This window comes from Streptomyces sp. 130, from assembly GCF_007096885.1.
GTDB lineage: Bacteria > Actinomycetota > Actinomycetes > Streptomycetales > Streptomycetaceae > Streptomyces.
On sequence record NZ_VJNO01000073.1, the window covers coordinates 1 to 11511 of the forward strand.

An 11511-nucleotide genomic window follows, 5' to 3' on the forward strand; every position below is an offset into this window, starting at 1 on the left:
GCCTCACCACTGCTGGTCCACATCGCCTCCCCGGCCCGGGGACCGAGCAGATCCTCCTCCAGCAGCGTGTCGAGCAAGCTCGGCACAAGAGTGATACGACTGACGCCATACCGCTCGATCAGCCCAGCCAGAGCATGCCCCGTACGCACCTGGTCCTCATTGGCAAGGACCACAACCGCACCATGCAGCAACGGCCCGAAAATCTCACTCGTCGACTCCCCGAACGCCAGCGACGCCTTCGCACACCCCACATCACCCGGCTCCCAGGGAAACTCCCGATGAGCACAATCGAGCCGGTTGACCATACCGGCATGCGTCCCCACCACACCCTTGGGCCGACCAGTCGAACCCGAGGTATAAAACACATAAGCAGGCCGGGCAGGAGTGAGCGGACACGTCCGCTCCCCATCCGCCACCGGGTGAGCAGGCAGAGCAGCAACAGCCTCACGCGTGGCCGGATCGTCGACAACCACCCGCAAAATGTCACCGCCCGGCAACGTCCCCAACACCCCGGACGCCGTCACCACAACACTCGGCCGCGAATCAGCAACCATGAACTCGCCACGCTCCGACGGATAGGCCGGATCAAGCCCCACATACGCGGCACCCGCCTTGGTCACAGCCAGCAACGCAATAACCAGATCAGCGGTCCGCGGCAAATACACCGCGACAAAATCCTCAGGCCCCACCCCAAAGGAGATCAAATGACGGGCCAGACGATTGGCCCGCGCATCCAGCTCCGCATACGTGAACCGACCACCATCACAAACCAAAGCCGGCGCATCAGGAGTCCGGACGACCTGAGCCGCGAAAAGGTCGGGCAGGGTGCCGGCCGGGGTCGCGGTGGCGGTGTCGTTCCACGCGTCAAGTGCGGCGCGTTCGGCGGGCAGCATGATGTCGAGGTCGTCGAGACGCGCGTCGGCGGGGGCGTCGGCCAGGGCGGTGAGGAAGGCGGTGAGGCGCTCGTTGTGGGTGTCGAGTTCGTCGACGGTGTACAAGGCGTCGTTGGCCTTGAGCTCGATCTGCCAGCCGTCGCCGTCCGCGCGGTCGAGGAACTGGAAGGCGAGGTCCTGGGTGGGACCGACGCCGTAGTAGATGCCGGTGGCCGGCGCGGCGGCGAAGCGCAGGTCGTAGTCGAAGTTCATGACGTTGACGACCGGGCCCTCGAGCTCGGAGCGGGCGCCCACGAGGTTGAGGTCGCGGCTGAGGTCCTCGTAGCGGTACATCTGGTGCCGCAGGACGTTGGCGATGCTGTCACCGACCTGCTGGAGGTAGGTGTCGACGGCGGTGTCGGGGGCGATCGCGATCCGCAGGGGGACGACGTTGGAGGCGACGCCGGGCACGGAGCGGATGTGGGCGTTCGGTCGGGCGGCGACCGGGAGTCCGAGGACCAGTTCGGCGGCTCCGGTCATGCGCTGGACGTAGGCGGCGGCAGCGGCGATGGCGATGGTGGAGCGGCGCAGTCCCTGGCGCTCGGCGCGGGCGCGCAGCCGGTCGGTGGTGTGCGGGTCCAGTTCGGTGGAGCGGCGCAGCAGCCGCTGAGGCAGGTGGGGGAGGCCGTTGGTGAGCCGGGCCGCTGCGGGGACGTCGGTGAGGTAGTCGCGCCAGAAGTCGGAGTCCTGCTGGTAGGCGTCGCTGTCGCGGTAGGCGCGATGCTCGTCGAGGAGGTCCTGGAGCGGCGGGAAGGGAGAGGGCGTCAACGGCGCGTCCGCGACGAGCAGCGTGTACAGCTCGGCGAGCCGACGGGCGGTGAGGCCCATGCTCCAGCCGTCGATGGCCAGGTGGTGGAAGCGGTGGCTGGAGAGGTAGTGGTCGTCGGCCAGCTTGAGGAGTCCGGGGGTGAACAGCGGCTCGGCGGTCGGGTCGATGGGCCGGTTGAACACGGTCTGCAGGTGGCTCTCGGCCGCGGCCCGCGGGTCGGGGGCCGTGCTGAAGTCGTGGTACGCGATCGGCACGGAGTCGGCGTCGAGGATGTGCTGGAACACGTCGTCGCCGTCGACGCCGATGCGGATGCGGAGCGTCTGGGCCTCTTCGATGAGCCGGCGCATCGCGCTGCGGTAGTGGTCCGGGTCCACGGGGCCCTGGATGTCGAGCACTTCGCCGACGGTGAGCACGGGGGAGTCGGGGGCCATCTGATGCAGCAGCCACAGTCCGTGCTGGGGAACGGTCAACGGCACACGGCGACGGGCAGACATAACTCGGCACTCCCCCAGCACGACGGGACTCGAATGATTTGGTGGCTGTTTCCGGGCAGGCGTGGGCACGGCCCGGTGAATGGCGAACAGCGGGGTCTTTCTCAGGAGGAGGGGAATTCGCTCGGAAATCCCCGGTGGGTCTTCAGGAGGCCCTTTCGAGCATCCGCTCGTCGGTCTTCTCCACGTTTTCCATGGCGGCCGGTGTTCCGTACCTGCCGAACAGGACGGTGGGGTCGGCGACGCGCTCGGGAATGGCTTCCGCGATGGTGGTGAGATTCACGTACGAGTGCCAGGTGACGTTCCCCGACACGCTCGTGCCGCCCCATGTCCCGCTGGAGAGCGTCGAGGTGAAGGGCACACCGCTGGTGAGGCTGCCGCTGTTGGTCATCGTCGACTGGTTGACGACGATGCGGCAGGTGGGCAGGGCGTGCGCGAACTGGTCGATGCGGGCCGGGAGCCGGGAGTGGATACCGGCGCTGTGGCCGCGCCCGCACTGGTTCAGGATGTCGTCGATCCGGCGGACGGCGGCGTCGAAGTGGTCGTAGGTGAGGAGGCTGACCACGGGGGAGAGCTTCTCCCCCAGGATCGGCCCGGGGTCGTCGGGGCCGTCCGCGTCCAGGACGAGGACGGTGGTCCTGTCCGGGGCGGCGAGGGTGATCCCGCAGGCCCCCGCGAGCACTGCGGCGGACTTGCCGATGAGGTCGCGGTTGAGGGTGTGGTCCTCGGTCCACAGCACCCGCCGGATGCGGGCGGTCTCCTCACGGGTGCACACGTGGGCGTGCGCGGCGCTCAGGACGGTGCGCAGGTCGTCGGCGACGGAGCGGTGGACGAGGACGTTGCTCTCGGAGGAGCAGGAGGTGCCGTTGTTGTAGCCGGCGCCGGTCTGGATGCACCGGGCGGCGAGCGCGATGTCCGCGGTTTCGTCGACGAGGACGGTGGAGTTGCCGACTCCCGCCCCGATGGCGGGGGTTCCGCTGCGGTAGGCGCGCCGCACGGTGCCGGGGCCGCCCACGGCGACGACCAGGTCGGCGGCAGCCATCAGGTGCTCGACGGCTTCCCGGCCGTCGGCGGGCAGGCACTGTACGAGGTCCGGTGGCGCGCCGACCTCGGCGAGGGCCTGGCGGATGACGTCCAGCGTCGCGGCGGCGCTGTCCCGGGCGCGGGGATTGGGAGTGAAGACGATCGCGTTGCGGGTCTTGAGCATGGGCAGCGCGTTGCAGACGATGCCGGAGCTGGGGGCGGTGGCCGGGCTGGCGGCGGCGATGACGCCGACGGGCTTGGCGAGTCGGCGCAGTCCCCGTTCGGGAATGACCTCGACGGTGCCGACGGTGGTCTGTCCCTGGAGTTCGAGGAGTTGTCCGAGGATCCGCTTGCGCTGCAGCTCGTAAAGGTGCTCGGGGTCGCCCAGGCCGGTTTCCAGATAGCTGAGTTCGGTGAGCCGGCGTGCGTTGTCCTCGCGGTAGCAGTGCCACCCGACGGCGCTGACGAGATCGTCGACGCGTTCTTGAGACCAGTTCGCGAATGCGGACTGGGCGGTGCGCGCACGTCGTACCTTTTCGGCGACTGTTCTCTGGATGGACACGGTGCTCACGCTGCACTCCCGGCTCGTGATGGGACGGAGCGTCATGGGCGGCGGCCATGCTCCGTTTGGAACTGAATTCATCGCCTGCAGCGGCGCGCTGTGATTTCCCTGAGGTGGGGACGGGTCACGCGCCGGGGCCGACCACCAGACAACTAGGAGCCGGAGAGGATGGCAATAGCGGTCATGACGAACGGAACGCAGTCGCCGCCACTTCGGCAAATGCACCGTGTCCTGGCAACAGGACAGTGATTCGGTTTCCGGGAATCCTTGCCGGTCCGCGGGAATTCACAGGGCGTCGGCGGAGTCTGTCAAGAGCAGCGCGACGCCTGCGACGGTGGGGTTGGCGAGGAGGGCGCGCATGGTGGGCCGCGGGCCGCGCCCCGCGGGCAGCCGGGCCAGCAGCCGCACCGCCGCCGTGGAGTCGCCTCCGCAGGCGAAGAAGTCGTCGTCGGCGGCGATGTCGGGGGTGCCGAGGATTTCCGCGAAGGCCGCGGCGACAGCCTGTTCGGTGCCCGGGCGCGGGGCGCGCGGCTCGGGCGGGCGCTGCCCGGGGTCGGTCAGCCGGGAGCGGTCGAGCTTGCCGTTGGGGGTGAGCGGCAGGCGGTCCAGGGTGACGAAGACACGGGGGATCATGAAGGCCGGCAGGCGGTCGGCCACGTACCTGCGCAGGGCGCGGGTGGCCGGCCCCTGGGCATCGGTGCGCGGGGTCGCGGGCACCAGGTGGGCGATGACGGTGCCGGGCCCGCCGCGCTCGTCGGTGCGGATCGTCACGGCCGCCTGGGCGATGTCCGGGTGGGTGGTGAGGACGCCCTCGATCTCGGCGGGCTCGACGCGCATGCCGCGCACCTTGGCCTGGGCGTCGGCCCGGCCGATCAGCTCGAGTTCGCCGCGGGTGTTCCAGCGGGCGAGGTCACCGGTGCGGTACATGCGCCGGCCGGGGCCGGCGAACGGGTCGGCGACGAAGCGCTCGGCGGTCAGGGCGGGCCTGGCGTGGTAGCCGCGGCCCACCTCGCCGCCGACGTACAACTCGCCAGCGACGGTGGGGGGCACGGGCACGAGGCCGGGCCCGAGCACATAGGCCCGCATGTTGCCGAGCGGGGTCCCGATGGGGACCGGGCCGTCGGCCGGCGGCTCGGCGGGCAGCGTGTGGGCCGTGGCGTAGAAGCTCTCGGTCTGGCCGTAGGCGTTGATCAGGGTGACGGCGGGCAGTTCCGCTCTGACCCGCGTCACGAGTTCGGCGGGCAGCCGCTCCCCGGCGCAGATGACGGTCCGCACGTGCAGATGGCCACTGACCTGGTCGAGGATCTCACGGAACGCGGAGGGGACGGTGTGCAGCACATCCCCCCGCCAGCCGCCGCGCTCCACGACCGACAGGACGTCGCGGACGATGTCGACGCGGGCCCCGGTGGCGAGCGCGGTGACGATCTCAAAGACCGACACGTCGAAGTTCATCGAGGTGCAGGCGAGCATCACCGCGCCGGGCCTCATGCCGACCAGCGGGGTCAGCTGGGTGACGCCGTTGACGACGCCCCGGTGGGTGATGGCGACGCCCTTGGGTACGCCGGTCGAGCCGGACGTGTACATCACGTAGGCCACGTTGTCGCCGTGCGGGGGCGCGGGGTCCTGGTGGTCGTCGGGGCCCGGCGGCGGTGCGTCGACGAACAGCTCGGGCAGACCGTGGTCGGGCAGCAGGGGGCCGGTGCCTCGGTCGGTCAGGACCAGGCAGGGTGCCGCGTCGCGCAGCATCAGTTCGAGGCGGCCCGCGGGGTAGCGGGCGTCGAGCGGGAGGTAGGCGGCGCCCGACTTGAGGATCGCGAGCGTGGCGACGACCAGGTCGGCGGTGCGGGAGACGGCCAGGGCCACGACCCGCTCGGGCCGGGCACCGGCCCGGCGCAGCCGCCGGGCGAGGGCCGTGGCCGCGGTGTCGAGCTCCCGGTAGGTCAGGGTGCGGGCCGAGTCGGTCACGGCGACGGCGTCCGGCGTCAACCGTGCCTGGCGGGCCAGGAGTTCGGGGACGGTCGCGGCCGGCAGCGGCCGGGGAGGCGGCGCAGGGGCGGGCGGCTGCCCGGTCGTGGGCAGCAGCGGAAAGCGTCCGGTGCGCCGGCCCGGGTCGGCGGCTGCGGCGCGCAGGACGGTGGTGAGCCCCGCCAGCAGGGCCTCGGCGGTCTCGGCGGCGAACCGGTCGCGGGTGTAGGTGAGGGTGGCCGTCGCCTCGCCGTGGCGCTCGTGGGCCGGCATGCGCAGGGTGAAGTGGAGGTCGTGCGGAGTGCTGTGCGGCTCGCTCAGGTACACGTCGGTCGTCAGGCCCGGCAGCCGCACCGGCAGGGAGGCGGGGTCGGGTGCCGTCTCGCTCACCACCTGCAGAAGGGGTGTGGCCGCGTCGTGCCCGGACGTCAGGGACAGCAGACGGGCGAAGGGCGTGTCGTGCCGGTGCGCGCCGCGCAGTCTTGTCGTCACCTGTTGTACGAGGCGGGCGAAGCTGGGGTTCCCGGCCACGTCGAGGCGCAGCGGCAGCAGGTCGTCGGGCGAGCCGGTCGTCGTGGCGCGGGGTTTGACGGTGGCGAGGGTGAGGTCGTCGCCGGAGTCGGTCTGGTGCAGAAGGACGGCGACGGCGGCGTGCAGGACGGCGTCGAGGGGGGCGTCCAGCGCGCGGGCCAGCGCGGCGAGCGGCGCGGCCTGCACGGTACGGGCCAGGGTGTGCGCGGCGTGGCTGGTGCGGGGGGTGCGCGGCCGGGTGGCCGGCAGCGGCATCGCATGCTGCGGTCCGGCCAGTTCACGCTCCCAGAACGCGCTGCCGGCCGGGTCCGCCGGGAGGGGCGGAGGGCCGTCGTCGATGGCGGGGCGGGGCCAGTGGGGCGGTGTGCCGCGGCGGCGGGCACTGTAGGCAAGGCCGAGGTCGGCGATCAGCCGGGGCATATACCTCGGGCTGTACGCGATGTCATGGCTGGTCAGCACGAGATGGTGCCGATAGGGGCCGTGCCGGAACAGGCGGGCGCGTAGCGGCGCTTCGGCGGTGAGGTCGAAGGAGCGGCGCGCATCGTCCGCCACAGCCGGCCCCACGTCCGTCGTCCCGGTCGGCTGCACGGGCAGCGCGATTCGGCGTCCCGCCGGGAGGGTGGTGGGCACGGGCAGGCCGTCCGGGCCCGCGGGGAAGCGGGTGCGGAGTGCGGGATATCGGGCGGTGAGGTCTGCCAGGGCCGCTTCCAGCGCGCTCACGTCGAGTGTCCCGGACAGGTCGAGTCCGGCCGCGAAGTTGCCCTGGGCCGGATCGTCGCCATGCCGGTGGACGAACCACGATCTGCGCTGCGTGACCGACGCTGCAGACATGCGCGCCTTCTCCTTCTTCCTGCCACTCGGGCAGATCTCTGGCCCCATGAGCTGGGACGGGCAGACAGTATTCGGTTGTATCACGACAGTTCGGTGCGGGTGCCCGGCACAAACCATTCGAAGCTGTCCCGTCGACAGGACAGGAAGCAATTTCCGGTGCATCGGCTTGGCCATTGGTACGGTGCAGCGAAGCCTTCTGTGCGGCGCATCAGTCGTCGGCGCCTTCCCGAAACACCGCGTGGCCAGGACCATGCCACTGGATGTGCATTCATCCAACACTCAAGTGGGCAAGGGGTTTTCCGTGGAGTCGAAAGTCGAAGTCGACACCGAGGTGTGCGTCGGAGCCGGTCAGTGTGTTCTGGCAGCTCCGGGCACTTTTGACCAACGCGAAGCGGACGGCATCGTGAAATTGCTGGAATCGCGGCCTCCCCGGGCGGCCGGCGATGCGGTGCGCGAGGCCGTTCAGCTGTGCCCTTCGGGCGCCATCACGTTCCGCTGACATCGATTCGATCGACTTTAAGGGGAGGGAATGTTGCGACCCGTTGACGATCTGGTGCACAGATTCCGGGGATCGGTCCATGCGTGGCCCGATCGGATCGCGCTGTCCGGCGGCGACGAGAGCTTCACCTATGCGGCGCTCGACCGGTGGTCGGACGCCCTGGCACAGCGGCTGCGTACGCAGGGTGTGCGGCCGGGCGAGCGGGTGATCCTGCGCATGGAGCCGGGCGTCGACGCGGCAGCGGCGGTGCTCGCCGTCCTCAAGTGCGGGGCCGCGTATGTGCCGGTGGACGTGCGGCATCCGGTGTCCCGGCGCGAGTTCATCGTGCGCGACTGCGAGGCCAGGGCCCTGGTCGGCTCGTGGGGCGAGGCGGAACTGCCGTCCCAGGTCGAGGTCGTCGTCGGCCGGCCGGACGTGGTGGCCGCGCGGACCGCGCACGCGGAAGCGCCCCGGCCGCCGAAGGGCCCGGGGCCCGAGGACACCGCGTACGTCATCTACACCTCGGGGACGACGGGTGTGCCCAAGGGTGTGCCGGTCAAGCACCGGCACGTCCAGGCACTGCTCGACGGCGCCGCGCAGGTCTTCCGCTTCACCGAGCAGGACCGGTGGCTGCTGTTCCACTCGATCGCCTTCGACTTCTCCGTCTGGGAGATGTGGGGGGCGTGGGGCAACGGCGCGGAACTGGTGGTGCCGCCGCAGTGGGCGGCGCGCTCGCCCGAGCGGATTCTGGAGCTGATCCGCAGCCGGGGCATCAGCGTACTCAACCAGACACCGACGGCGTTCGCCACGCTGGCCGAGGCGGCCGCCCGCGTCGACGCCGACCTGCCCGATCTGCGCTATGTCGTCTTCGGCGGCGAGAAGCTGTCGCCGCCCTCGCTGCGCGCCTGGGCCAAGCGATACGGCCTTGAGAGACCTCGCCTGGTCAACGGGTACGGCATCACCGAGACCACAGTGTTCACCACCTTCCACGAGGTCACCGAGGAGGATCTGGCCGGCGACGTATCCGTCATCGGCGAGCCGCTGCCCGGCTTCGTCGCGCGCGTCATGACCGAGGACGGGCGGGAAGCGGAGCCCGGTGAGATCGGTGAGCTGTGGCTCGCCGGACCGCAGGTGGCCGAGGGCTACCTCAACCGCCCGGAGTTGACCGAGCAGAAGTTCCCGCTCGTGTCCGACGGCCCGGCCGGCACTCCGGTGCGCCACTACCGCTCCGGTGATCTCGTCAGCCGCTCCCCCAACGGGGGCCTGGTGTACGACGGCCGGGCCGATCTGCAGGTGAAGCTCCGCGGCTACCGGATGGAGCTGAGCGACATCGAGACCGCCGTGCGCCGCCATGAGTCCGTCCTCGACGCGGTCGTCACCGTTCAGGAGTTCAAGCCCGGTGATCTCCGTCTCGTCTGCGCCTACACCGTGCGCGAGGACGCCCCGGCGGCGCCGGCCCCTGTACTCCGCCGGCACATCAAGGAATGGCTGCCGGCCTACATGCACCCTGCGCGCTATCTCGCCCTTGGGGAGATGCCGCGCACCGTCAACGGAAAAGTGGACCGGGCGGCCATCGCCCGAATCTGTAAAGAGGAGATCGCACGCGCATGGGCCAGCTGAGATCAGCGGACATACATGACCCCGCGGCCGTGGAAAGCTCGGTCGTCGAATGGGCCGCAGAGGTTCTTGAGGAGCCGGCGACCGCCGAGGACAACTTCCTCGACCTGGGCGGCCATTCCCTGCTGGCTATCGAACTGAACCATCGGGTGAACGCTGCTTTCGGCGTCGAACTCGACCTGCAGATCCTGTTCGAGAAGAGCATCGGCGAAGCCGCCGCGGACGTCCTGGCAACCATCAATTCGCAGACGAAGAACGGCTGATACACGATGACGACTTCAATCGAGAAGCAGACATTCGCCCTTTCCGCGCAGGAGCTGGAACAGTTCGACCGCGACGGATTCCTGGGCCCCATCAAGATCTACGAGGTCGAGGAGATGGAGGCGCGCTGGAAGACGATCCAGCGCGAACTGCGCGACCGCTCGCACGCGATCTACCCCGAAGGCTCCGGCAAAGCGAGCAGCATCTCCAACTACGACCGGCACCTCGACATCGATCTGCTGTCGGAACACATCATGAAGCGGGAGATCGTCGACCGCGTAGCCTCGATCCTCGGCCCCGATCTGCTGTGCTGGCGCTCGGAGTTCTTCCCGAAGTTCCAGGGCGACGAGGGCACCGACTGGCACCAGGCGGCGAACTTCGCGCACGCCAGCGGCCACCCGCAGATCGTCTGGCCCTCGCAGAACGGGCTGCCGGCATTCGGCGGCACGATCACCGTGTGGACCGCGTTCACGCACTCCACTCGGGAGAACGGCTGCCTGCAGCTGATGCCGGGCACGCACAAGCACATGAACTACGACGAGTCCAAGGGCATGACCTACGACGCGTCCGCGTTCAACGCCCGGGAGAAGGACGGCGTCAAGCGCGGCTTCTTCGGCTACGACTACCGCCAACTGCAGAAGGACCCGGACTGGAGCCCGGACGAGTCGAAGGCGTTCCCGCTGGTCATGAAGCCCGGTGAGTGCGTCATCTTCTGGTCGACGCTCATGCACGCGTCGCTGCCGCACACCAGCACCAAGAAGGACTACCGCATGGGCTACGTCGCGCGGTTCGTCCCCACGCAGGTGCAGGTGTACCCGGGCACGGAGGAGGTCAACGAGTACGGCGGGGGCATCACGCTCGACAAGTACGGGACCGTCCTCGTGTCGGGCACCGACGAGTACGGGCACAACCGCGTCGCCAAGGAGAGCCAGCGCGGCTTCCCGTTCATCCCGCACCAGCAGGGCTGAGCACGGGGCCGGGGTGCCGCGCCCGCGTGTCTCCCCGCCCCACCCGCGCGTTCCCGTCGACCGAGACCGACCAGGAGGCACCCTCGCATGTCCCGTTTCCCACTGCTCCTGCTGCACCACGCGGGCGGTTCGGCCAGGGTGTTCGACGCACTGGTCGCCGCGCTGCCCCCGCACATCGAGCCGATCACCCTCGACCTGCCCGGGCGCGGGCTGTCCTGGCGCGAGGAGCCGGCCGCCTGCGCGGAGGAGGCGATCGACTGGCTCGTGGCACGGACCGCCGGCATCGACGGCGAGTTCGCGGTGTTCGGGCACAGCCTCGGCGCCTATCTGGGTCTCGGTCTCATCGCCCGCCTCGAAGAGCAGGAGGGCGGGGTGCGCTGCTCGACCCTGTTCGCCTCGGCCAACTCCGGGCCGGTCGGCGCGGTCCTGCCGTTCGAGGGGTCGGCTCTGGCCACCGACGACGAGGAGATCTTCCGGATCGCCGAGGCGTCGGGAGGGGTCATCGACGAGCAGGTCCGGGCCCACGCACAGCTGCGCGAGCGGACCGCCCGTCTGCTCCGTGCGGACTTCGCGCTGTCCCAGTCCTTCCTCAACAAGCAGCGCCGTACGGTGACCGAGGCGGAGATCATCGTGTGCTGCGGGTCGGACGACATCTTCAGCGCGCAGCAGCTCGAGCAGTGGCGCCTCAACTCCACGTCCGGCACGGAGATCCACCGCTTCTCCGGCGGCCACTTCTACCTGGCGGAGAACGCGGAGGGCGTCGCCGACGTGGTCGCCGCGAAGCTGGCGCTGGCGCTGGCTTAGCGATTGCGGGTACGAGTACGGGGGCGGCCCCGCCGGAAGCTTCCGGCGGGGCCGGCCTCTTGGCATGGGGCTATGCCTTGCGGAGGCGGAACGTCAGGTTCAGGGTCTCGTCCTCGAATGGGGTGCCGTAGGTGTCGTCGGCTTCGCCCTGCGCGTAGTCCGTGGCCAGCACCTCGTCCGCGATCAGCGTCGCGTGTTCGGTGAGGGCCTCCTTCGTCGCGGGGTCTGTGGAGGTCCAGCGGACGGTGATGCGGTCCGCGACGTCCAGGCCGCTGTTCT

General features: G+C 70.1%; 9 protein-coding genes. 5 read left to right on the forward strand and 4 right to left on the reverse strand.

Going from position 1 to position 11511, the window contains the following annotated elements; genetic code table 11:
* The 3 genes from FKN01_RS31635 to FKN01_RS31645 all read right to left on the reverse strand — a co-directional run.
* Window positions 1-2171 (reverse strand): AMP-binding protein (locus FKN01_RS31635; protein ID WP_185993074.1); only part of this gene is annotated, 2171 nt, incomplete at its 3' end.
* A 166-nt stretch (window positions 2172-2337) separates the two neighbouring features.
* Window positions 2338-3858: an aldehyde dehydrogenase family protein gene (locus tag FKN01_RS31640; RefSeq protein WP_313906188.1), complete on the reverse strand. Its 1521-nt coding sequence runs from the start codon at window positions 3856-3858 to the stop codon at window positions 2338-2340.
* A gap of 204 nt (window positions 3859-4062) precedes the next feature.
* The gene (locus tag FKN01_RS31645; RefSeq protein ID WP_185993075.1) at window positions 4063-7104 is read right to left on the reverse strand and encodes a non-ribosomal peptide synthetase; all 3042 of its coding nucleotides are present in this window, start codon (window positions 7102-7104) and stop codon (window positions 4063-4065) included.
* On the opposite strand from FKN01_RS31645, the gene FKN01_RS33765 reads away from it, so the two are divergent.
* The 5 genes from FKN01_RS33765 (at window position 7085) to FKN01_RS31670 (ending at window position 11232) form a co-directional block, all read left to right on the forward strand.
* A complete protein-coding gene (locus FKN01_RS33765) occupies window positions 7085-7603 on the forward strand; it encodes a ferredoxin (protein ID WP_398933612.1) in 519 nt (172 codons plus the stop codon). The genes FKN01_RS31645 and FKN01_RS33765 overlap by 20 nt on opposite strands.
* Window positions 7604-7633: 30 nt before the next feature.
* Window positions 7634-9202, forward strand: coding sequence for an amino acid adenylation domain-containing protein (locus FKN01_RS31655; RefSeq protein ID WP_143626096.1), 1569 nt, complete (start codon window positions 7634-7636; stop codon window positions 9200-9202).
* Entirely contained in the window at window positions 9190-9462 is a 273-nt protein-coding gene (locus FKN01_RS31660) for a phosphopantetheine-binding protein (RefSeq protein ID WP_143626097.1), read from the forward strand. The genes FKN01_RS31655 and FKN01_RS31660 overlap by 13 nt, the downstream gene beginning before the upstream one ends.
* 6 nt (window positions 9463-9468) lie before the next feature.
* Complete coding sequence (locus tag FKN01_RS31665) at window positions 9469-10428, forward strand: chlorinating enzyme (RefSeq protein ID WP_143626098.1); 960 nt, start codon at window positions 9469-9471, stop codon at window positions 10426-10428.
* A gap of 87 nt (window positions 10429-10515) precedes the next feature.
* Window positions 10516-11232 carry a thioesterase II family protein gene (locus tag FKN01_RS31670; protein WP_143626099.1) on the forward strand — a complete coding sequence of 239 codons (717 nt, stop codon included), beginning with the start codon at window positions 10516-10518 and terminating at the stop codon, window positions 11230-11232.
* 70 nt (window positions 11233-11302) lie between these two features.
* On the opposite strand, the gene FKN01_RS31675 is transcribed toward FKN01_RS31670, so the two are convergent.
* On the reverse strand, window positions 11303-11511 hold a 209-nt coding region (locus FKN01_RS31675), incomplete at its 5' end, for a DUF5915 domain-containing protein (RefSeq protein WP_143626100.1).